This window comes from Mycobacterium sp. 3519A (assembly GCF_900240945.1).
Taxonomy (GTDB): Bacteria; Actinomycetota; Actinomycetes; order Mycobacteriales; family Mycobacteriaceae; genus Mycobacterium.
In genome coordinates this window covers 1-21,079 of the sequence record NZ_OESG01000011.1, presented here as the reverse complement: position 1 = coordinate 21,079, position 21,079 = coordinate 1, and the positions used below count along the sequence as shown (strand labels likewise).

General features: G+C 65.6%; 21 protein-coding genes and 1 rRNA gene. 11 read left to right on the top strand and 11 right to left on the bottom strand.

What is annotated here, in order from left to right; genetic code table 11:
- Positions 1–18: 18 nt before the first annotated feature.
- Positions 19–2,631: a glycosyltransferase family 1 protein gene (locus C1A30_RS00200; protein ID WP_101946285.1), complete on the bottom strand. Its 2,613-nt coding sequence runs from the start codon at positions 2,629–2,631 to the stop codon at positions 19–21.
- A 190-nt stretch (positions 2,632–2,821) separates the two neighbouring features.
- Between C1A30_RS00200 and C1A30_RS00195 the strand changes: the two genes are divergently transcribed.
- Positions 2,822–4,909: an alpha-1,4-glucan--maltose-1-phosphate maltosyltransferase gene (locus C1A30_RS00195; RefSeq protein WP_101946284.1), complete on the top strand. Its 2,088-nt coding sequence runs from the start codon at positions 2,822–2,824 to the stop codon at positions 4,907–4,909.
- A 3-nt stretch (positions 4,910–4,912) separates the two neighbouring features.
- The gene (gene glgB, locus C1A30_RS00190; RefSeq protein ID WP_101946283.1) at positions 4,913–7,120 is read left to right on the top strand and encodes a 1,4-alpha-glucan branching protein GlgB; all 2,208 of its coding nucleotides are present in this window, start codon (positions 4,913–4,915) and stop codon (positions 7,118–7,120) included.
- 5 nt (positions 7,121–7,125) lie between these two features.
- On the opposite strand, the gene C1A30_RS00185 is transcribed toward glgB, so the two are convergent.
- Genes C1A30_RS00185 through C1A30_RS00175 form a run of 3 tightly spaced genes read right to left on the bottom strand, consistent with a single transcriptional unit; the run spans position 7,126 to position 9,642 of the window.
- A complete protein-coding gene (locus tag C1A30_RS00185; RefSeq protein WP_101946282.1) occupies positions 7,126–8,019 on the bottom strand; it encodes a tetratricopeptide repeat protein in 894 nt (297 codons plus the stop codon).
- Between the two features lie 13 nt (positions 8,020–8,032).
- Entirely contained in the window at positions 8,033–8,416 is a 384-nt protein-coding gene (locus C1A30_RS00180; protein ID WP_101946281.1) for a DUF3817 domain-containing protein, read from the bottom strand.
- Between the two features lie 44 nt (positions 8,417–8,460).
- Entirely contained in the window at positions 8,461–9,642 is a 1,182-nt protein-coding gene (locus C1A30_RS00175) for an acetyl-CoA C-acetyltransferase (protein ID WP_101946280.1), read from the bottom strand.
- 92 nt (positions 9,643–9,734) lie between these two features.
- On the opposite strand from C1A30_RS00175, the gene mce reads away from it, so the two are divergent.
- A complete protein-coding gene (mce, locus tag C1A30_RS00170) occupies positions 9,735–10,205 on the top strand; it encodes a methylmalonyl-CoA epimerase (protein WP_067810055.1) in 471 nt (156 codons plus the stop codon).
- Here mce and C1A30_RS00165 read toward each other — a convergent pair.
- Positions 10,202–10,498: a hypothetical protein gene (locus C1A30_RS00165; RefSeq protein ID WP_101946279.1), complete on the bottom strand. Its 297-nt coding sequence runs from the start codon at positions 10,496–10,498 to the stop codon at positions 10,202–10,204. The two genes, mce and C1A30_RS00165, sit on opposite strands and share 4 nt — an antisense overlap.
- Before the next feature lie 12 nt (positions 10,499–10,510).
- Positions 10,511–11,182, bottom strand: a complete 672-nt coding sequence (gene nucS / locus C1A30_RS00160; protein ID WP_101946278.1) for an endonuclease NucS — start codon at positions 11,180–11,182, stop codon at positions 10,511–10,513.
- Positions 11,183–11,227: 45 nt separating this feature from the next.
- Between nucS and C1A30_RS00155 the strand changes: the two genes are divergently transcribed.
- Entirely contained in the window at positions 11,228–12,817 is a 1,590-nt protein-coding gene (locus C1A30_RS00155; protein ID WP_101946277.1) for an adenylate/guanylate cyclase domain-containing protein, read from the top strand.
- 3 nt (positions 12,818–12,820) lie between these two features.
- Here the strand turns inward: C1A30_RS00155 and C1A30_RS00150 are convergent, their stop codons facing one another.
- Together C1A30_RS00150 and C1A30_RS35500 are read right to left on the bottom strand one after the other, a co-directional pair.
- Positions 12,821–13,198, bottom strand: coding sequence for a hypothetical protein (locus C1A30_RS00150; RefSeq protein WP_101946276.1), 378 nt, complete (start codon positions 13,196–13,198; stop codon positions 12,821–12,823).
- Between the two features lie 301 nt (positions 13,199–13,499).
- Positions 13,500–13,652: a hypothetical protein gene (locus tag C1A30_RS35500; RefSeq protein WP_160112664.1), complete on the bottom strand. Its 153-nt coding sequence runs from the start codon at positions 13,650–13,652 to the stop codon at positions 13,500–13,502.
- A 72-nt stretch (positions 13,653–13,724) separates the two neighbouring features.
- Here C1A30_RS35500 and C1A30_RS00145 point away from each other — a divergent pair, with 72 nt between their 5' ends.
- Both C1A30_RS00145 and C1A30_RS00140 read left to right on the top strand, forming a co-directional pair.
- A complete protein-coding gene (locus tag C1A30_RS00145) occupies positions 13,725–15,356 on the top strand; it encodes a methyltransferase regulatory domain-containing protein (protein ID WP_101946275.1) in 1,632 nt (543 codons plus the stop codon).
- Between the two features lie 82 nt (positions 15,357–15,438).
- Complete coding sequence (locus C1A30_RS00140; RefSeq protein ID WP_101946274.1) at positions 15,439–15,744, top strand: hypothetical protein; 306 nt, start codon at positions 15,439–15,441, stop codon at positions 15,742–15,744.
- 65 nt (positions 15,745–15,809) lie between these two features.
- On the opposite strand, the gene modA is transcribed toward C1A30_RS00140, so the two are convergent.
- Positions 15,810–16,586, bottom strand: coding sequence for a molybdate ABC transporter substrate-binding protein (modA, locus tag C1A30_RS00135; RefSeq protein ID WP_101946273.1), 777 nt, complete (start codon positions 16,584–16,586; stop codon positions 15,810–15,812).
- Positions 16,587–16,723: 137 nt separating this feature from the next.
- Here modA and C1A30_RS00130 point away from each other — a divergent pair, with 137 nt between their 5' ends.
- Positions 16,724–17,242 (top strand): DUF4383 domain-containing protein, encoded by a 519-nt coding sequence (locus tag C1A30_RS00130; protein WP_142392525.1) that lies wholly within the window; start codon positions 16,724–16,726, stop codon positions 17,240–17,242.
- Here the strand turns inward: C1A30_RS00130 and C1A30_RS00125 are convergent.
- Positions 17,239–17,538 (bottom strand): hypothetical protein, encoded by a 300-nt coding sequence (locus tag C1A30_RS00125; RefSeq protein ID WP_101946271.1) that lies wholly within the window; start codon positions 17,536–17,538, stop codon positions 17,239–17,241. The two genes, C1A30_RS00130 and C1A30_RS00125, sit on opposite strands and share 4 nt — an antisense overlap.
- Before the next feature lie 131 nt (positions 17,539–17,669).
- Here C1A30_RS00125 and C1A30_RS36460 point away from each other — a divergent pair, with 131 nt between their 5' ends.
- The 4 genes from C1A30_RS36460 to C1A30_RS00105 all read left to right on the top strand — a co-directional run bounded on the left by C1A30_RS36460 (position 17,670) and on the right by C1A30_RS00105 (position 20,896).
- Positions 17,670–17,858 carry a hypothetical protein gene (locus C1A30_RS36460; protein WP_160112663.1) on the top strand — a complete coding sequence of 63 codons (189 nt, stop codon included), beginning with the start codon at positions 17,670–17,672 and terminating at the stop codon, positions 17,856–17,858.
- 123 nt (positions 17,859–17,981) lie between these two features.
- Positions 17,982–18,845: an alpha/beta fold hydrolase gene (locus C1A30_RS00115; RefSeq protein WP_101946269.1), complete on the top strand. Its 864-nt coding sequence runs from the start codon at positions 17,982–17,984 to the stop codon at positions 18,843–18,845.
- 57 nt (positions 18,846–18,902) lie between these two features.
- A complete protein-coding gene (locus C1A30_RS00110; RefSeq protein WP_101946268.1) occupies positions 18,903–20,399 on the top strand; it encodes a DNA-3-methyladenine glycosylase 2 family protein in 1,497 nt (498 codons plus the stop codon).
- Positions 20,399–20,896, top strand: a complete 498-nt coding sequence (locus C1A30_RS00105; protein ID WP_101946595.1) for a methylated-DNA--[protein]-cysteine S-methyltransferase — start codon at positions 20,399–20,401, stop codon at positions 20,894–20,896. The genes C1A30_RS00110 and C1A30_RS00105 overlap by 1 nt, the downstream gene beginning before the upstream one ends.
- Positions 20,897–20,960: 64 nt before the next feature.
- On the opposite strand, the gene rrf is transcribed toward C1A30_RS00105, so the two are convergent.
- Positions 20,961–21,075: ribosomal RNA gene (gene rrf, locus C1A30_RS00100) — 5S ribosomal RNA — on the bottom strand.
- Between the last annotated feature and the right edge of the window lie 4 nt (positions 21,076–21,079).

Below are 21,079 nucleotides of genomic sequence, written 5' to 3'. Positions count from 1 at the left end.
CGACCTTGAGCGCGCGACTCACGCCAGCGTGACGAGGCCGAGTTCGTTGTCGCCTGCCAGCAGCGGGTGATGCGGTAGCACGCGCACCGTGTAGCCGACCGGCCCTGCCACCGGCAACGGCGTGGTGGTCGAGAACACCTCGTTGCCGCCATCGGCCGTGCCGGTGTGGGCCATCGGCACGGTGACCGGGTCCACCAGCGCGTCACCAGCGTCCACCCGGCCCAGCACCGCCTGCACCACCACCTCGTCGGGCCGCAGACCGGCCAACTGCACCGTCGCCGTCAGCGTCAACTCCGAGCCGAGCAACGGCGTATCCGGCAGCCCGTAGCTGTCGACGTCGGTGATCTGGATCTTCGGCCAGGCCTCCTGCACCCGCTGTCGGTAGGCGGCCAATTCACGCGCGGCGCCGAACGGCTCACCGTCGGCGCCGGGTTCGACGGTCTTGCGCAGCGACTGCGCCGCGGGCGCGTAGTACTTCTCGGTGTAGTCGCGCACCATCCGCGAGGCCAGCACCTTCGGGCCGAGCGCCATCAGCGTGTGGCGCACCATCTCCACCCAACGCGTCGGGATGCCGTTGTCGTCGCGGTCGTAGAACTTGGGCGCCACCGACTGCTCGATCAAGTCGTACAGCGCGGCGGCCTCGATCTCGTCGCGGCGGCCTTCGTCGAGCAACCCGTCGGCGGTCGGTATCGCCCAGCCGTTCTCGCCGTCGAACCACTCGTCCCACCAGCCGTCGCGGATGGACAGGTTGAGCCCGCCGTTGAGCGCGCTCTTCATGCCCGACGTTCCGCACGCCTCCAGGGGCCGCAGCGGATTGTTCAGCCATACGTCGCACCCGTAATACAGTTGCCGCGCCATCGACATGTCGTAGTCGGGGAGGAACGCGATCCGGTGGCGCACCTCCGGACGATCGGCGAACTTCACCACCTGCTGGATCAGTGCCTTTCCGCCATCGTCGGCCGGGTGCGACTTGCCGGCCACGATCAGCTGGATCGGATGCTTCTCGTCGAGCAGCAGCTTCTCCAGCCGGTCCGGGTCCTGCAGCATCAGCGTCAGCCTCTTGTACGTCGGCACCCGCCTGGCGAACCCGATGGTCAGTACGTCCGGGTCGAAAGCCGTTGCGATCCAACCCAGTTCAGCTTCCGACGCACCGCGCTCCAGCCACGACCGGTGGAGCCGGGTCCGGACGTCGTTGACGAGCGCTTCGCGCAGCTGCGAGCGGATCCACCACATGTGGCCGGGATCCACCTGCTGCAGCCGCTGCCAGGTGTCCGGCTCGGTCAGCGAGCCGAGATCCTCGCTGCCCAGCAGTTCGCGGCCGAGTTCGAGCCACTGCGGCGCGGCCCACGTCGGGCCGTGCACACCGTTGGTGATGGACCCAATCGGCACCTCACCGGGGTCGAAGCCGGGCCACAGCTCGTTGAACATCGAGCGGCTGACCCGCCCGTGCAGCAACGACACCCCGTTGGCGCGTTGCGCCAGCCGCAGACCCATGTGCGCCATGTTGAATTTGGCGGGATCGTCCTCTTCGCCGAACGCGATGATGCGGTCCAGCGGTACGCCGGGGAGCAGGCGCGACATCTGGCCGGACGGGCCGTCGGCCGAGCCGCCGAAGTAGCGCTTGACCATCTCCACCGGAAACCGGTCGATGCCGGCCGGCACCGGGGTGTGCGTGGTGAACACGGTCGACGAGCGCACCACGGTCAGCGCGGTGTCGAAGTCAAGGCCCGCGTCGATCAATTCCCGGATGCGCTCGGCACCGAGGAAGCCGGCATGGCCCTCATTCATGTGGAACACCTCAGGTGCGGGCAGGCCCTCGACCTCGGTGTAAGCGCGAATCGCCCGCACCCCGCCGATACCGGCCAGGATCTCCTGCGTGATGCGGTGCTCCTGGTCTCCGCCGTACAACCGGTCGGTGACACCGCGTAGCTCGTGGTCGTTCTCCGGAATGTCGGAATCCAACAGCAGCAACGGAATTCGGCCGATCTGCGCGACCCACACGCGGGCCCGCAGCTCGTTGGAGTCTGGCATCGCCAGCGCGACCAACACCGGGTCACCGTGCCGGTCGGTCAACAAGCGCAGCGGCAGCCCCTGCGGATCCAGCGACGGATAGCTCTCGTGTTGCCACCCGTCGGCGGTCAGCGACTGCCGGAAGTACCCGGAGCGGTACAGCAGTCCGACGGCGATCAGCGGCAGCCCCAGGTCAGATGCGGACTTGAGGTGGTCGCCGGCCAGGATCCCCAGGCCGCCCGAGTAGTTGGGCAGCACCTCGGCGACCCCGAACTCCATCGAGAAATACGCGATGCCGTGCGGCAGTTGCGCGCCGTTGTCCTGCTCCTGCTGGTACCACAGCGGCCTGGTCAGATAGTTGTCCAGATCGGCCGCCAGCGCGTCGAGGCAGCGCACGAAGGATTCGTCGACCGCCAGCTCGTCCAACCGTTTGGGACTGACCTGCCCGAGCAGCGCGACCGGATCGCATCCGACCTGTTTCCACAGCTCCGGGTCGACGGCCGCGAACAGGTCCTGGGTCGGCTTGTCCCAGGACCAGCGCAGGTTGATCGAAAGACGTTCGAGCGCAGTCAGACGATCGGGAAGATGTGCTCGGACCGTGAACCGGCGGAGTGCTTTCACGCGACTCAACCTTACTGACTAATCGGCTCGCCGCAGCGCGGTGGGCAGTCGCTTCACCTCCATTGGGTTCGGCTGGCCACTACGGTGGGTATAGGGCGCTGAGGATGTCCACGAGGCACCGATTCGAGACCAGACGACAAGCACAGCGGCCACATGGCTCCGGGGCCGCGTCAGTGTAAGGAGTGATGGGGTGGCCGGTCGCATCGGCATCGACGACGTCGAACCTGTCGTATCGGGCGGACGCTATCCGGCCAAGGCGGTGGTGGGCGAGATCGTTCCCGTCCGGGCGACGGTGTGGCGCGAAGGCCATGACGCGGTGTCGGCGACGCTGGTGGTGCGCTACCACGGCAGCGCGTATCCGAAGTTGGCCGAGGATCCGCCCGGTCTGGTCAGGCCCGCCGAGGCCGTCCCGATCGAGAAGGTGGTCAGCCCCGCGCCGCGGATCAAACCGCAACTGCTGCCGATGGCGATGGGCCGCACTCCCGACGTGTTCCACGGACATTTCAGTCCCGACAGTGTCGGATTGTGGACGTTCCGCGTCGACGGCTGGGGTGATCCGATCGCCACCTGGCGCAAGAACGTCACGGCCAAGCTGGACGCCGGCCAGAGCGAGAGCGAATTGTCCAACGACCTGCTCGTCGGCGCGAAGCTACTCGAACGCGCAGCCACCCGCGTGCCGCGCCAGCACCGCTACCCGCTGATCGATGCGGCCGCAAGGCTACGCGCCCCCGGCGACCCTTTCACCCGCGCGGGCGCCGCGCTGTCCGAGGAGGTCGCGGCGGTGCTCGACCAATATCCACTGCGCGAATTGGTCACGCGCGGACAGCAATACGGCGTTTGGGTGGACCGCCCGCTGGCACGGTTCAGCGCATGGTACGAATTCTTTCCCCGGTCGACCGGCGGTTGGGACGCCCAGGGCAATCCGGTGCACGGAACCTTCGCCACCGCGACCAAGGAGTTGTCGCGCATCGCCAAGATGGGTTTCGACGTCGTGTATCTGCCACCGATCCATCCGATCGGCAAGGTGCACCGCAAGGGCCGCAACAACAGCGTGACCGCCGCACCCACCGACGTCGGGTCGCCGTGGGCGATCGGCAGCGATGAGGGCGGCCACGACGCGGTCCACCCGAAACTGGGCACCATCGAGGATTTCGACGACTTCGTCGCGGCCGCACGCGATCACGGCATGGAGGTGTCGCTCGACCTGGCTCTGCAGTGCGCACCCGACCATCCATGGGCACGTGAGCACCCCGAGTGGTTCACCGTGCTGCCCGACGGGACCATCGCGTATGCGGAGAATCCGCCCAAGAAGTACCAGGACATCTATCCGCTGAACTTCGACAACGACCCGGCGGGCCTCTACCAGGAGGTGCTCCGGGTGGTGCGGTTCTGGATTTCGCACGGTGTCAAGGTGTTTCGCGTCGACAACCCGCACACCAAGCCGCCGAACTTCTGGGCGTGGCTGATCGGCGAGGTGAAGAACCTCGATCCCGACGTGCTGTTCCTGTCGGAGGCGTTCACCAGGCCTGCACGGCTGTACGGGCTGGCCAAACTCGGATTCACGCAGTCCTACACGTATTTCACGTGGCGCACCTCGAAATGGGAGCTTACGGAATTCGGTCAGCAGATCGCCGAGCACGCCGACGAGGCGCGGCCGAACCTGTTCGTCAACACGCCCGACATCCTGCACGAGAGCCTGCAGCAGGGCGGGCCGGGCATGTTCGCGATCCGCGCCGTGCTGGCGTCCACGATGAGCTCGGCGTGGGGCGTGTATTCGGGCTACGAGCTGTTCGAGCACCGGCCGGTGCGTGAAGGCAGCGAGGAATACCTGAACTCGGAGAAGTACGAACTGCGGCCACGCGACTTCGAGGCCGCGCTGGCGGACGGCGAGTCGCTCGAGCCGTTCCTGACGCGGCTCAACGAGATTCGGCGTGTGCACCCGGCGTTGCACGAACTGCGGACGATCAAGTTCCATCACCCCGACAACGATGCGCTGTTGGCCTACAGCAAGTTCGACCCGGTCACCGGCGATCAGGTGTTGGTAGTGGTGACGCTCAACCCGTTCGGCCCCGAGGAGGCCACCCTCTGGCTCGACATGGGCGCGCTCGGCATGGAGCCCTACGACAGATTCTGGGTACGTGACGAGATCACCGGTGACGAATACCAATGGGGCCAATCGAATTACGTCCGCATCGACCCGGCACGGGCGGTCGCCCATGTGCTGAACATGCCCCAGGTGCCCGCCGACCAACGACTGAACCTGCTGCGTAGGGAGTGACAGATGACTCAGACGAACCAACGCACGAGCCCGCACCTTCGGCCACACACCGCGGACCTCAACCGCCTTCTGGCCGGGGAACACCATGATCCGCACTCGGTTCTGGGTGCTCACGAATACGGCGATCACACGGTGATTCGCGCGTACCGGCCACACGCGGCGGAGGTCGTCGCGCTCATCGGCGGCGAGCGCTATGCGTTCAGCCACATCGAGTCGGGCCTGTTCGCAGTCGCGGTGCCGTTCACCAACCTCGTCGACTATCGTCTCGAGGTCAGCTACCCGGCCCCCGACGGCGCCACCCATACCCACACCGTCGCCGACGCGTACCGCTTCCTGCCCACGCTCGGTGAGATGGACCTGCACCTGTTCGCCGAGGGGCGCCACGAACGACTCTGGGAGATCCTGGGCGCACACCCGCGCAGTTTCACCACGCCCGACGGGGTGGTGGAAGGCGTCTCGTTCGCGGTGTGGGCCCCGAATGCCAAGGGCGTCAGCCTGATCGGCGAGTTCAATCACTGGGACGGTAACGAGGCCCAATTGCGGGTGCTCGGCTCGACGGGTGTGTGGGAGCTGTTCTGGCCAGGCTTCGAGATCGGCGGACTGTACAAGTTCCGCATCCACGGCGCCGACGGCGCCGTGACCGAACGTGCCGACCCGATGGCGTTCGCCACCGAGGTACCGCCGCAGACCGCGTCAAAGGTGACGAAGAGCGCCTACACCTGGAGCGACTCCGACTGGATGACCCGACGTGCCGGCCAGAACCCGGTGTTCGAGCCGATGAGCACCTACGAGGTGCACCTGATGTCCTGGCGGCCGGGACTGAGCTATCAACAACTGGCCGACGAACTGACGGAATACGTGGTCTCGCAGGGCTTTACGCATGTCGAGTTGATGCCGGTGGCCGAACACCCGTTCGGCGGATCGTGGGGCTACCAGGTCACGTCGTACTACGCGCCGACGTCACGCCTCGGGAACCCCGACGACTTCCGCTACCTGGTGGACCGACTGCATCAGGCCGGTATCGGCGTGATCATGGACTGGGTGCCTGCGCACTTCCCCAAGGACGCGTGGGCGCTGGGCCGCTTCGACGGAACCGCACTCTACGAACACTCCGATCCCCGCCGCGGCGAGCAATTGGACTGGGGTACATACGTGTTCGACTTCGGAAGGGCCGAGGTGCGCAATTTCCTCGTCGCCAACGCACTGTACTGGCTGCAGGAATTCCACATCGACGGGCTGCGTGTCGATGCGGTCGCGTCGATGCTCTACCTCGACTACTCGCGCCCGGAGGGCGGTTGGACTCCGAACGTCTACGGCGGCCGCGAGAACCTGGAAGCCGTGCAGTTCCTCCAGGAGATGAACGCCACCGTGCACAAGGTGGCACCGGGCATCGTGACGGTCGCCGAGGAGTCGACGTCGTGGCCTGGCGTGACACGGGCGACCAACCTTGGCGGCCTTGGCTTTTCGATGAAGTGGAACATGGGCTGGATGAACGACACGCTGGAGTTCATCAAACGCGACCCGATCCACCGCAGCTACCACCACCACGAGATCACCTTCTCGATGCTCTACGCCTACAGCGAGAACTTCGTGCTGCCGATCAGCCACGACGAGGTGGTGCACGGCAAGGGCACCTTGTGGGGCCGGATGCCGGGCAACGACCACGTCAAGGCGGCGGGCCTGCGGGGCCTGCTGGCCTACCAGTGGGCGCATCCTGGCAAGCAGTTGCTGTTCATGGGTCAGGAGTTCGGCCAGCGTGCGGAGTGGTCCGAGGAGCGCGGCGTCGACTGGTACCAGCTCGACGAGAACAGCTTCTCCACCGGCATTCAGCGGCTGATGCAGGACATGAACGGCATCTACCGCAGTCATCGTGCGCTCTGGTCGCAGGACACCCGTCCCGAGGGTTACTCGTGGATCGACGCCAACGACTCGGCCAACAACGTGTTGAGTTTCCTGCGGTTCGGCGACGACGGCTCGATGCTGGCGTGCGTGTTCAACTTCTCCGGTTCTGAGCACACCCGCTACCGGCTGGGGCTGCCGCACGCCGGGACGTGGCGCGAGGTGCTCAACACCGACGCCGACATCTACAACGGCGCGGGAATCGGCAATTACGGCGCGGTGGAGGCCACTGAGGAGCCGTGGCACGGCCGCCCGGCCTCGGCGGTGATGGTGCTGCCGCCACTGGCCGCGCTGTGGTTCGAGCCGGCCTGACTACGTCAGTAGAGCGCGTTCGCCAGCTTGCGTCGGCCCGCGATGACCTCCGGGTCGGCCGGGTCGAACAGGTCGAACAACTCGATCAGCCGGGTGCGGACCTTGGTCCGGTCGTCGCCTGCGGTCCGCTTGACCAAGCCGATCAGCCTGTCGAACGCCGCCGCGACGTTCTGCTGCAGGATGTCGACATCAGCGGCGGCGAAAGCCAATTCGATGTCATCGGGTTTGGCGTCGGCGGCGACGATCGCGCCAGGCGCGCGTGACGTGGCGCGCTGCAGGAAACCGATCTGACGCACCGCGCCCTTGGCCTCTGCATGGTTCGGGTTCGCGTCGAGCAGGGCTTGATACGCCGTCAACGCCGCATCGAAGTCCCCGTTGTCGAGGTGTTCACGCGCTTTGGCCAGTTCGGGATCGACCTGTTCGGGTTCGTCTCCTCCGCCGCTGAGCTTGCCCGCGGTCGCGTCCAGGAGGGAGTCGACCCACCGGCGCAGCTGTTCGGGCGGCTGCACCCCCTGGAAGCTCGAGATCGGCTGTCCAGCGGCCAGGGCCACCACCGTGGGCACCGCCTGCACGCCGAACATCTGCGCCACCCGCGGCACCGTGTCGACGTTCACCGTCGTCAGCGACCATTTGCCGCTGTCGGCGGCCGCGAGCTGGCCGAGGATGTCACCGAGCTGCACACTGGCCTCGCTGCGGGGTGACCACAGCAACACGACGACAGGCACCTCGTTGGACCGGACAAGCACCTCGGCTTCGAGGTTGGCTTCGGTGATCTCGACGCCGGCAGGCTGGGCGCCGCCTGCGGCACCCTCACCGGACGGCGCCGGTCGTTGCTTGAGACCTGACAGATCGACTGCACCGGCCATGGAGGCCGCGATAGGGGGTCGTGGACGGCTCACGCCCCCAAGTCTGTCACGTCGTTTCCGGTGCGCGCCGTCCCGGTTGCACGACCGCCGCAGCCGCCCCGGCAACCCCGAGCCGGCCGGTCCGATCAGCCCATATGAGGAAGATCACACTGGCCAATGGCACGACGCTCGCCAGCAACGCCAGCAACCATGTTCGCGCGGCCCAGTTGTGGGCGATCCCGACCAGCAGACCGGCGACCACGAAGCCGATGAAGATCAGCCCGTGGGCCATGCCGAACACCTTGACGCCGATCTCGGTGCGCGGTGTGCCCAGGTACTTGAAGTACATGCCGATCAGCAGACCGACCCAGCTCACGGCTTCCGCCATGGCGATCAGTCGAAACCAACCTGCGGCGGACCGAAGGTCGAATGCGGGTGTCATGGGCGCCATTGTGCCCGAAAAACACCCCGGCTACTACATCGCGTCGTAGACGCCTAGCTCCGACGCAGGACCAGCGCGTCGCCTTGGCCGCCTGCGCCGCACAGCGCGGCCACGGCGTAGCCCGAACCGCGACGTGCCAGCTCGAGCGCGGCGTGCAGGGTGATCCGCGCGCCGGACATGCCGATCGGGTGGCCGATCGCGATGGCCCCGCCGTTGACGTTGACCTTCTCCGGATCGACGCCGAGTTCCTTCGTCGACGCCAGCGCCACCGCCGCGAACGCCTCGTTGATCTCGATCACGTCGAGCTGATCAACCGAAATGCCTTCGCGGGCAATGGCTTTCTTGATCGCGTTCGCCGGTTGCGACTGCAGGGTGGAGTCTGGGCCCGCGACGACGCCGTGCGCGCCGATCTCGCACAGCCAGGTCAATCCCAGTTCCTGCGCCTTGTCCTTATTCATCACCACGACGGCGGCGGCGCCGTCGGAGATCTGCGACGCCGAACCGGCAGTGATGGTGCCGTCCTTGCGAAACGCCGGTTTGAGCCCGGCCAACGATTCCGCCGTGGTGTTGGCGCGGATGCCTTCGTCCTCGGCGAACTCCAGCGGATCACCCTTGCGCTGTGGGATCTTCACCGGCACCACCTCGTCGGCGAAGACGCCGTCTTTCCATGCCGCAGCAGCCTTTTGGTGTGAGCGCGCGGCGACCTCGTCCTGCTCGGCACGGCTGAACTGGTCGACGTCGTTGCGCTGCTCGGTCAGCGCGCCCATCGGTTGGTCGGTGAACACGTCATGCAGACCGTCGTATGCCATGTGGTCGAGCACGGTGACGTCGCCGTACTTGTAGCCGGCGCGGCTGTCCATCAGCAGGTGCGGCGCCTTGGTCATCGACTCCTGGCCGCCGGCCACGACGACGTCGAATTCGCCTGCGCGGATGAGTTGATCAGCCAGCGCGATGGCGTCGATGCCGGACAAACACATCTTGTTGATGGTCAGCGAGGGCACATCCCAGCCGATCCCTCCGGCGACGGCGGCCTGCCGAGCGGGCATTTGACCGGCCCCGGCGGTCAGCACCTGACCCATGATCACGTATTCGACGAGCGACGCCGGAACTCCTGCCTTCTCCAGCGCACCGGCGATGGCGATGCCGCCCAGATCGCTGCCCGAGAAATCCCGCAGCGACCCCATCAACTTGCCGACCGGTGTGCGGGCTCCAGCAACAATCACCGACGTCGTCATATCTGCCTCCAACCAGGTTTCCAGCGGCTCCTGAAAGGCTATCCGTCGGGACCCCAGTATCGAAACCGAGGTCGTTAGGTTACCTTTACGTTATGACTGCCGAGCAGGTCGATGCGCGACCGATCATCGCAACGGCCTTAATCACAGCAATCGACCACGTGGGCATCGCGGTCGCCGACCTCGACGACGCGATCAAGTGGTACCACGACCACCTCGGCATGATTGTCCTGCACGAAGAGGTCAACGAAGACCAGGGTGTGCGCGAGGCGATGCTGTCGGTGCGCGGCGCCCCGGTCGGTAGCGCGCAGATTCAGCTAATGTCGCCGCTGAACGAGCAGTCGCCCATCGCGAAGTTTCTCGACAAGCGCGGGCCCGGCATCCAGCAACTGGCCTACCGCGTCAGCGACATCGACGCGCTGAGCGAGCGACTCCGCGAACAGGGCATCCGGTTGCTCTACGACGCGCCCCGTCGCGGCACCGCTGATTCGCGGATCAATTTCATCCATCCCAAGGACGCGGGCGGGGTGCTGGTCGAGCTCGTCGAGCCGGCCGAAGACCACTAGCTCCACTTTCGCGTCGGGCTGCGGGTGGCCCGGTTCGTCCAGCACGGGGTATGCCAATGCCGCCGGTCCTCGGCCGCATGTTCCCCACCGTCCACTGGCCACACCACTAAATGCGCTGTGCCCGTACGGATTTCGTGGTCGCAGCCCGGACAGCGATACGTCTTGACGGCCCGCGCCGCCGCGATCGGCCTGACCTCGTAGTCATAACCGTCCGGCCCGGTCTCCACCCTGCGGCGGTCCGGCAACGGCGGTAGCGGGCGTTGCCGACGAGGTGGGGGGCGGCGCCGGGGCATGCCACCAGTTTGTCAGAACAGCCTGAACTCGGCGCTGTCCATGCCGCGCATTGCGTCGTAGTCCAAAGTGAGACAACGGATTCCGCGGTCGGTAGCGAGGGTTCTGGCCTGCGGCTTGATCTGTTGGGCGGCGAAGACTCCGCTCACCGGGGCCAGCACCGTGTCGCGGTTGAGCAGCTCGAGGTACCGGGTGAGCTGCTCGACGCCGTCGATCTCGCCGCGCCGCTTGATCTCGACGGCCACCGACCGGCCCTGCTCGTCGCGGCACAGCAGGTCGACGGGTCCGATCGCGGTCATGTACTCACGGCGCACCAGCGTGTAGCCGGTGCCGAGCAACTCCACATGCTCGGCAAGCAGGGCCTGCAGATGCGCCTCGACGCCGTCCTTCACCAGACCGGGGTCGACGCCGAGTTCGTGGCTGGAATCGTGCTCGATGTCCTCGACGGTGATGCGGAGCTGCTCCCCCGCCTTGTTCTCCACGACCCACACCGGCACCGGGCCATCGAGCTGCTCGGACAGCCAGCAGGGTGGGCTCATCCAGTTCAGCGGCTTGTAGGCCCGGTCGTCGGCGTGCACGCTGACCGAGCCGTCCGCCTTGAACAGCAGCAATCGGCGGGCCGACGGGAGGTGGGCGGTCAGCCGCCCGACGTAGTCAACGGTGCACTGGGCGATCACGAGACGCACCCGAACACCTTAAGCAAAGATGGCGCCAATCTAGGCTGAGGCACGATGAGCGTTGCGCGCAGACTGGGCCGGGTTCTGGAGAGAGTGACGCGGCAGAGCGGCAGGCTGCCCGATACGCCCGACTACGGCTCCTGGCTGTTGGGCAAATCGACGGAAAGTCAGGCGCGCCGGCGGGTCCGCATCCAAGTGATCCTGACGGTGTTCATTCTGGTCGCCAACATGATCGGCATCGGCGCGGCGCTCCTGCTGGTCATCGTGGCGTTTCCGGTGCCGAGCGTCTTCGCCGACGCACCGTTCTGGATCACGTGGGTGGTGGGCCCGGCCTACATCCTGCTGGCGCTGTTGGTCGGCACGTTCTGGATCACCCATCGGACCGTCAACGCGCTGCGGTGGGCGATCGAGGATGTCGCACCGACACGCGAAGACCAGCTGAACACCTTCCTGGCGGCATGGCGGGTCGCCAGGGCGCACCTGTTCCTGTGGGGCGTCGGGACGGCGCTGTTCACCACGCTGTACGGCTTGCAGAACACGGCATTCATCCCGCGATTCCTCTTCACTGTCAGCTTCGCCGGCGTCGTGGTCGCGACCGCCAGTTATCTGTTGACCGAGTTCGCGCTGCGACCCGTCGCCGCGCAGGCGCTCGAAGCAGGTCCGCCGCCACGCAGGCTCACTGCAGGCATCATGGGCCGACTGATGCTGGTGTGGCTTCTCGCCTCACTGCCCGTGGTCGGCATCGCGTTGCTCGCGGTGTTCGCGGTCGCGCTGCAGAACCTGACCGAGACGCAATTCGCCCTCGCCGTCGAGATTCTGGCGATCCTCGCGCTGCTCGTCGGCTTCACCTTGATGTGGATTGTGTCGTGGCTCACGGCGACCCCGGTGCGTGTCGTGCGCTCGGCGCTCAAGCATGTCGAGCAAGGCGACCTCGACTGCAACGTCGTGGTGTTCGACGGCACCGAACTCGGTGAATTACAGCGTGGCTTCAACACGATGGTGCGCGGACTGAGGGAACGCGAGCGTGTCCGTGACCTGTTCGGGCGCCACGTCGGCCGGGAGGTGGCGGCCGCCGCCGAACAGCAGCGCCTCGAACTCGGCGGCGAAGAACGCCACGTGGCGGTGATTTTCGTCGACATCATCGGTTCGACCCAATTGGTCGCGGGCCGACCCGCGACCGAGGTGGTCGACCTGCTGAACCGGTTCTTCGCCGTGATCGTCGAGGAGGTCGACCGCCATCACGGCTTCGTGAACAAGTTCGAGGGTGACGGTGCGTTGGCGGTTTTCGGCGCACCGAACCGGCTGGATCGTCCCGAGGACGAAGCGCTCGCGGCCAGTCGCGCCATCGTCAGGCGGATACGGGCGGAGGTGCCGGAGTGCGAGGCGGGCCTCGGCGTCGCCTCGGGCCAGGCGGGGGCCGGAAACGTCGGCGCCAAGGAGCGTTTCGAGTACACCGTCATCGGTGAACCCGTGAACGAAGCGGCAAGGCTGTGCGAGCTGTCCAAAACCACGCCAGGCCATCTACTCGCCTCCTCCGACACCGTGGACAGTGCCAGCGAAGGCGAGCGCGGCCACTGGACGCTCGGCGACACGGTGACGCTGCGAGGCCTCGACGAACCGACGCGGCTGGCGCTCCCGGTCTAGCGATCAGCTACCGGAAGACTTCGAGGCTGCTGCCGCGGCCGCGGCCCTGCCCTCAGGACTGGCCAGCGAGTTCCCAGACGACGTTGCCGAGGCCACCGGCGCTCCGCAGTTCAGCGACAGCAGAACTTGGTTGGTCGGCCCAGCGCTGGTGTTCTCGGGCGGAGCCTCGGTTCGGCTTTGCTGCCGCGTGACGATGCAGTCTGACCGGTCGACGCTATCGCCGACGGTCGTCGACACCACGACCCCCAAACCCGCTGATGACAGTGCAGATGACGCGTCGCTGTACTTCTGCCCCACGACGCTGGGCTGAGAGTCCGCCTCAGCCACGCCGCATCCGAGGAACATCGCACAAACGGCCACCATGCCGATAACGAATTTCATAGAACCATGCTGCCTGCCAACATGTTACGCAAGGTTACTTTCACCTGTGACTGCGTATGAGGTTCACTGGTCGTCGGTTGGGAAAGCCTGTATTCGATTGATGTTCACCAAAAGTCGACGTACAAACGGTTTTGGGTACGTTCTGGAGGTAATCAATGAAAACGCAACGACTTTCCCGTCTCTCGGCTGGGTTCGGCATGGCTGCGGTAGTCGCAGCAACCATCCTGGTCTCCACCCACCCTGACAATGCCAATCCGAGCAATGTCGCTGGGGGATCAGGGGATTCGTCCACGGGAGGAACCTACGTGTCTCCAGTGGTGCCGGCCATGAAGATCGACCCGACCGCGATGAGCATGGGCGCGACGGCGACGGCGGCGGCTCCGGCCACGACCGAGGCAACGGCATTCGCGTCGCCTACCTTGAAGGCGACTGCGGCGGCCGGCTGCGTGAACAACGGTCAGTGCCCGTAATCACACAGCTTTTCAAGGTGTTGGTCACAACCTGAGCACGCCATCATCGAACGCTTATGGCCAGCCGACACCCGCACGACTTGCAAGGCGCGGTCGATGACGTGCGTGCCACATATGACGAGGCACCCTACGAATCTTACGCCCATCCCTGGTCCGCCCCAGGGCAATTGGCAGCTGTCGCATCGTCGTTCGGACTGAATCCGCCTTCGACGGAAAACGCACGTGTACTTGAAATCGGTTGTGCGGCAGCTGGGAACTTGCTTCCATTCGCGGCGTTGCACCCTCGAGCCAAAGCGGTCGGCGTCGACTTGTCGCTGGTGCACATCGAGCAGGCGCGCCACCGCGTCGAGGCCTTGGCACTCAACAACGTCGAACTCCTGCACGCAGACATCGCGCGTCTCGAACTAGATGCGCTGGGCGAGTTCGACTTCATCGTCTGCCATGGCGTGTACAGCTGGGTGCCACCTCATGTGCAGGACGCCATTCTGGCGGCCTGCGGACGGTTGCTGGCGCCCAACGGGGTGGCATATGTCGGCTACAACACATATCCCGGCTGGAAAGCCAGGGAGATCGTGCGCGATGCGATGTTGCTGAACGTCGGTGACAGCGCGACTGCCGATGAGAAGGTCAGTCGGGCGCGCGCCATGGTCGACTTCCTGCAAAAGGTGGCCCAGCCGGGCACCGTGCTCAGCAGAGCGGTAGACGACTATCGGCGGACGGCCCCAGGCGCCGGCGACTATTACGTCCTCCACGAAGAACTCGAGCTGTACAACCTGCCCTGCTATTTCACCGACTTCGTTGCGCGTGCGCGCAGCCACGGCTTGGACTATCTGGCCGAGGCCCAACCGGAATACTCATTCGCCACGAATTACGGTCCGGTCGTCGCCGAGCATGTACTCGAACATGCTGACGATCAGGTGCTGCTCGAGCAGCACCTCGACTTCGCCGTCAACCGGCACTATCGCCAGTCGCTTCTGGTCCGCGCCGGATCTGCGATGCAAATCAGACGCACCTTGGACCGAAGTCGGTTGCGCCGCATGCACTTTGCGATGTCGTCGGCCATGCTGCCCGATTGGGCGCAGTTCGACGAGGGGCAGAAGGCGGCGGTCGATGCGCTGACCGACCAATGGCCATGGACGCTGTCATGGCCGCAGATCGTCGAGGCTGCCCGCAATCGCCTCTCCGGCGCCGGCGCTTCGCCGACACCCGATCTCGAAGCGCAGATCGACGCCCTCATCGAGGGCATCGTCGTTCAGGGGCTGGGCCGTTATCGACTCGACCCGGTGTCGCCTGAGCCGTCGTGCACACCGATCCGCCTTGCGGAGCCGATACGTCGGATGGCGCGACTGACCCGCGACGACACCGATGCCTTCGTGTTCAACCACTGGCACGAACAACTGCCCTTGTCGCCGGTGGACCGCTATCTCCTACCGTTGCTCGATGGGTCCCGTGATCGGGATGGCCTGCTCGCGGTACTGCTCGACGTAGCAGGGCAGGGGTTGATCCACATCGAACGCGAGGACGGCCAGGAACTCGACGCCGACGCCATCCGTGATGTGCTGGCTCAATGGGTCGACGCGCTGCCGCAGCGGCTGGAAGAGATGAAGCTGACGAGCGTGCGCTCAATCTCGTTGAGAGCAAACGGTTGTGCATCTGTTACCGCTTGCACAGCTCCAGCACACGGTTAACATAGAGCAACACAACATCCGGTCCTTAACGTCATTGTCGCGCGGCAAGTGCTGCCACATCGACGAGAAACGGAGTGGATCAATGACTTTCAAGCGAGTGTTGTTTACATCGGCCGTGGCGGCCGGAATCGGCGCGGCCGGGCTATTCGGCATCGGCACGGCGAACGCAGATCCGTGGGGATGTGATCACCCGGGCCAACCAGCGTGTGGTGACCACCATGACGACCGCGGTGGACCAGGCCCTGTCGACTGGCATAACCGCGGTGTCGATCAAGGCCGCTTCGACCACCAGCCGTTCAACTGGAACGGTCAGCAGGTGTACCCAGTGCCTGCCGGCGACGGGCACGGATGGGGCTTCTGGTTCCTCGGCCAGTGGATTCCGCTGTAAACCGTCATCCGCCCTCGGGGCGGGCGCTGGAAACGGTGACCCGCCTCGAGGGCCCAGTCGATCAGCTATCCCTCGAACTTTTCCGTGGGTTCGGTGAATCCGGCGTCCGCGAGGACCTTTCGGCCGGCCGGACCTGTGACGTCCTGGATGAACTTGTTGGCAAGAGTCGCCTGATCTGAATCTTTGACCGGTGCAATCCAAGACGTGACCTGGGCATCGGCCGATTCAGGGAATGCGAACCATGAGACTTTGTCCCCGGCGTTCATCGCATCGGTCTGGAACACCAGGCCGGCGTCGGCCTTCCCCGTCGTCACATCGCGGAGAACGTCGATATCCGTCATGTCGTTGTACTGGGGATGAAGTGGCACCCTGGCGCGGTCCTCGAGTTGACGGGTGGCCGCTGCGCAAGCGCTGGGGACGCCGCACACCGCGACGCGCACCCCTGGCCGGCCAAGATCCGCGAACGAGGCGATTTGCCCGCGGTTTCCCGGTGCCGTCGCGATCACCAGGCTGTTCGCCGCGATGGGAACTGGAGGAGCAGCTATCAGGCCGGCGTTTGCCACCGTGGTCATGTTGTCGTGATCACCGGAGACAAATACGTCAGCGCCATTGCCGTTCGACAGTTCGGCGGAAAGATCCGACGAGCCGGAGAAGATGAACTCGACTGCTGTTCCCGGGTTTTCAGCCTCGAACTGTTTGCCGATCGTCGTCAAGCTCTTGATCATCGCCGACGACGCGAACACCGTGATGGATGTCGTCGGACGCGCCTGCGAGCTGCAACCGCTCGCGACGACCGGGAACAGAATACCGGCCGCCACGGTTTGCTTAAATCGGGCGCGCATCGACGTTGACCATACCGAGTGCCCTGCGCGCGGGTGAAATCACGTCCCGCATGTTTTGTTGTGGACTTGCACCGTATCCGCTGCGAATCCGCTTGTGTCCACCCCATAATCCATCGCGTGGGGGCACCCTTGGACGCGTGGGCGAAGTTGGAGGCGTGGTTCGGCAAACCGCGACTGTTGATCGGCGCGACCGAGCAGTCGGCGAGCACGTGCCGCCGTTGTCGAGCGCCTCAGTGCCAGTGGCCAGTCGCTCCAGCGTAGGCCGAGGGTTGTTGACCGTCGAGGGCTTGGCCATCGGGGTGCTCGGCGGCGTGGCGTTGGCCTCGTCGATGGGGTACGCCCGATTCGGCGCCGACGGCATGCCGATGCTGGGACTCAAGGTGACTCCGCCGCATGCCGCGCTCCTCCTGGTGATGGGAGCGCTGGCCCTGCTGGCATGTCTAGGCCCGCGGACGGCCCTGATCTTCAGTGCCGTCACGGCATTCGGGTGGGCCGTCCTGACCGTGGTGTGCGCGTTCAAGGTCGCACACCACGCCCCAGGCGTACTCGGTTTCGATCCACGCGACAGTTTCCTCTACGGCGCGCTGAGCGCCTATAACCTCGTGACGTCGGTCCTGCTCGCGTTCGCGCTGTTCAGGATTCGACGAAAGGTCTAGCTGACTCCGTTGATCCCGGGGTGCTGACCGGCGGGGACGGTCGGAGCGCCGGGAGCCACCACGGGCGGGGTGAACAGATTGCCGCCAGTCGGGTTGATGCTCTTTTCGGTGGGAGCCGCCGCAGGCGCACTCGTCGCCGGGGGCGCCGCCGTGGTGGTTGTCGTGGTCGTAGTCGTCGGTGTCGTGGTGGTCGTGGACGAGGGCGCTTGATTACCACTCGAACCACAGGCCGCGGTGAATGCAGCCACCGCGATCAGCATGGCGCCGCCAGCGATCGTGATCCGCCGAGAAGTCATGTGTTACTCCTAATTTCGGGCGCGGACGCCATTACTTGTTGCGGTGAACACCCGGAGGTTCTGTCGGCGCCGGAGGTGCCAACACCGACGGGGTGAACAGATTTCCGCCAGTCGGGTTGATGCTCTTTTCGGTGGGAGCCGGCGGTGCGCTCGTCGGCGGCGGAGGCGGAGGGGTGGTGGTCGTCGTGGTCGTAGTCGTCGGTGTCGTTGTCGACGACGGCGCTTGGTTACCACTACTGCCGCAGGCCGCGGTGAACGCGGCAACTGCAATCAACACGGCGCCGCCTGCCACCGTGATCCGTCGACGATCGACCATCTGAACTCCTAATAACTGGAAACGCCTGACAAATGATTGTGATATCGCTTAGACCGCCATGTGCTGAGGGCCAGCTGGGAATGTGCTGCTAACTCATGAATGCGGTGGTGCGGTAGCTTTACCGCCGATGGCTACGACTCGGTACCAGACGGTCGACATCGATGGTCTGAATCTCTTCTACCGCGAGGCCGGCGCCCCCGATGCGCCGGTTGTTCTTCTGTTGCACGGGTTTCCCTCGTCATCGCGGATGTGGCAGCCGCTAATCGACCGGTTGTCTGACCGCTACCGAATGGTCGCTCCTGACTACCCCGGGTTCGGTCACAGTGACGCGCCGTCCGCAGACAGCTTCGGTTACACGTTTGACCGGATCGCAGCGTACGTCGAGAGGTTCACCGACGCAGTCGGTCTCGACCGCTATTCGCTCGTCGTCCAGGACTACGGCGGACCTGTCGGGATGCGGCTTGCGGTGCGTCGGCCGGAGCGACTGACCGCGCTCGTCGTGCAGAATGCGGTGTGCCACGAGGACGGCCTCGGCCCGCTATGGGAAACACGCCGGGCGTTCTGGTCCGACCGCGCGAGCCACGAAGAAGCGCTTCGCGAGAACTTCTTCTCGCCCGCGGCGACCCGGCAGCGCCACGTCGGCAACAGCCCGCATCCGGACCATTACGACCCCGATCTATGGACCGACGAACTTTCGTTCCTGCGTCGCCCCGGTCAACAGGACATCCAGACCGACCTGTTCTACGACTACCGCACCAACGTCGCGAGCTATCCGGACTGGCAGCGGTGGCTACGCGAGATGCAACCGCCGCTGTTGGTCCTCTGGGGGCGCTACGATCCGTCGTTTCAACAGGACGAGGCGGAGGCCTACCGGCGCGATGTGCCCGGCGCCGAGGTGCACGTGATCGATGCGGGCCACTTCGCACTCGACGAAGCTCCCGACGTCGTCGCCTCGCTCACCGACGGCTTCCTCGCGCGGGTGATCACTTGAAACCACGATGTCGTTTTTCCGCCAGTGATGTCGGTGGGCTCGTGTAATTGTCGATGCATGCACGAGGATTTCGACCGCTGCTATCGGGCAGTCCAGTCGAAGGACGCCCGGTTCGACGGTTGGTTCGTCACCGCCGTGCTGACCACCAAGATCTATTGCAGGCCCAGTTGCCCGGTCCGCCCTCCGTTCGCCCGCAACATGCGGTTCTATCCGACAGCCGCTGCCGCGCAGCGCGCCGGCTTCCGAGCCTGTAAGCGGTGCCGGCCCGACGCGTCGCCGGGTTCGCCTGAGTGGAATGTCCGTGGCGACGTCGTGGCCAGGGCGATGCGGCTGATCGCCGACGGCACCGTGGACCGCGAGGGCGTCACCGGCCTGGCGGCGCGGGTCGGCTACACCACCCGACAGCTCGAGCGGTTGCTGCAGGCCGAGGTCGGCGCCAATCCGCTCGCCCTGGCACGCGCGCAGCGCAGCCAGACGGCGCGGGTGCTGATCGAGACCACCGAGCTGCCGTTCAGCGATGTCGCGTTCGCGGCCGGCTTCTCGAGCATCCGGCAGTTCAACGACACGGTCCGGATGGTGTTGGACCTGACCCCCACCGCGCTACGCCAGCGCGCCCGGGCGCGGTTCGGGCGGGGCGACGACGACGGCGGCGGCGCACGCGGCGTGTTGTCGCTGCGACTGCCGGTGCGCACACCGTTCGCGTACGAGGGTTTGTTCGGCCATCTCGCCGCCAGTGCGGTGCCCGGCGTCGAAGAAGTGCGCAACGGCGCCTACCGGCGGACGATGCGCCTGCCCAACGGCAACGGAATCGCCAGTCTCACACCGCATCCTGACCACGTGCAGTGTCGGTTGGTGTTGGACGGTTTCCGCGATCTGTCGACGGCGATCGCGCGTTGCCGCCGCCTGCTCGACCTCGACGCCGACCCGGAAGCCGTCGTCGACGCATTGAGCGCCGACCCCGACCTCACCGCCTTGGTGGCCAAGGCACCGGGACAGCGAATCCCACGAACCATCGACGAACAGGAACTGGCCATCCGCGTGGTGCTCGGACAGCAGGTGTCGCTGAAGGCCGCGCGTACGCACGCCGGGCGCATCGCGATGGCCTACGGGCAACCGGTCGCCGACCCGAACGGTGGTCTGTCACTTGTCTTTCCGGCTGTCGAACACCTCGCCGAGATCGATCCGGCGCACCTCGCCTTCCCGAAGTCCAGGCAACGGTCACTGGTGACCCTGATCGGCGCGATGGCCAATGGCGACGTGGTGCTCGACGCCGGCTGCGACTGGAACCGGGCGCGCGAACAACTGCTGGCGTTGCCGGGCATCGGCCCGTGGACTGCCGAGGTGATCGCGATGCGGGGCCTCGGAGACCCCGACGCCTTCCCGGTCAGCGATCTCGGTGTCCGGCTGGCAGCCAGACAGCTCGGGCTGCCCGACGACGTCCGCCCGCTCACCGAACGCAGTGCGCAGTGGCGGCCTTGGCGGTCGTATGCCACCCAGCATCTGTGGACGGCCCTGGATCACGCGGTCAACGAGTGGCCGCCGAAGGAGAAGTGATGGAACAAGTGCTGTTTCGGTCGGTCGACAGCCCGGTCGGGAAGCTGACGCTTGCAGGTAGGGATGGCCGGCTGATGCATCTGCGGATGGTCGACCAGACCTACGAGCCGAGCCATGTCGGCTGGGAGCCCGACGACGACGCGTTTCCGGAGGCCGTCGAGCAACTCGAGGCGTATTTCGCCGGCGACCGCACCGAATTCGAACTCGAGCTGAATCTGGTGGGCACGGCATTTCAGCGCAAGGTGTGGCAGGCGCTGCTCACCATTCCGTACGGGGAGACGCGGTCGTACGGCGAGATCGCCCGGCAGATTGGGTCGCCGGGCGCATTCCGCGCTGTCGGGCTGGCCAATGGGCACAATCCGATTGGCATCATCGTGCCCTGCCATCGGGTGATCGGCTCAAATGGCAGTCTCACTGGATACGGCGGTGGACTCGATCGAAAAAGGGCGTTGCTGGCATTAGAGAAAAGCCGCACCGCGCCGGCATTATTCGACTGAATTAGTGCAAATAAAAATGCCTCGGCCCTCCAATCGAAATTGGAGGGCCGAGGACTTAAATTGTGTTCGGCGGTGTCCTACTTTTCCACCCGGGTTGGGTAGTATCATCGGCGCTGGCAGGCTTAGCTTCCGGGTTCGGGATGGGTCCGGGCGTTTCCCTGCCGCTATGTACCGCCGTAACTC

Coding starts and splice junctions, on each gene's coding strand:
- C1A30_RS00145 (WP_101946275.1), top strand. CDS start 13,725: ATGGCCAGCCGACACCCGCACGACTTGCAAGGCGCGGTCGATGACGTG.
- C1A30_RS00110 (WP_101946268.1), top strand. CDS start 18,903: ATGCACGAGGATTTCGACCGCTGCTATCGGGCAGTCCAGTCGAAGGAC.
- C1A30_RS00175 (WP_101946280.1), bottom strand. CDS start 9,642: ATGACGACGTCGGTGATTGTTGCTGGAGCCCGCACACCGGTCGGCAAG.
- C1A30_RS00150 (WP_101946276.1), bottom strand. CDS start 13,198: ATGAAATTCGTTATCGGCATGGTGGCCGTTTGTGCGATGTTCCTCGGA.
- C1A30_RS00140 (WP_101946274.1), top strand. CDS start 15,439: ATGACTTTCAAGCGAGTGTTGTTTACATCGGCCGTGGCGGCCGGAATC.
- glgB (WP_101946283.1), top strand. CDS start 4,913: ATGACTCAGACGAACCAACGCACGAGCCCGCACCTTCGGCCACACACC.
- C1A30_RS00165 (WP_101946279.1), bottom strand. CDS start 10,498: ATGCCCCGGCGCCGCCCCCCACCTCGTCGGCAACGCCCGCTACCGCCG.
- mce (WP_067810055.1), top strand. CDS start 9,735: ATGACTGCCGAGCAGGTCGATGCGCGACCGATCATCGCAACGGCCTTA.
- C1A30_RS00180 (WP_101946281.1), bottom strand. CDS start 8,416: ATGGCGCCCATGACACCCGCATTCGACCTTCGGTCCGCCGCAGGTTGG.
- modA (WP_101946273.1), bottom strand. CDS start 16,586: ATGCGCGCCCGATTTAAGCAAACCGTGGCGGCCGGTATTCTGTTCCCG.
- C1A30_RS00115 (WP_101946269.1), top strand. CDS start 17,982: ATGGCTACGACTCGGTACCAGACGGTCGACATCGATGGTCTGAATCTC.
- C1A30_RS00105 (WP_101946595.1), top strand. CDS start 20,399: ATGGAACAAGTGCTGTTTCGGTCGGTCGACAGCCCGGTCGGGAAGCTG.
- C1A30_RS00155 (WP_101946277.1), top strand. CDS start 11,228: ATGAGCGTTGCGCGCAGACTGGGCCGGGTTCTGGAGAGAGTGACGCGG.
- C1A30_RS00125 (WP_101946271.1), bottom strand. CDS start 17,538: ATGACTTCTCGGCGGATCACGATCGCTGGCGGCGCCATGCTGATCGCG.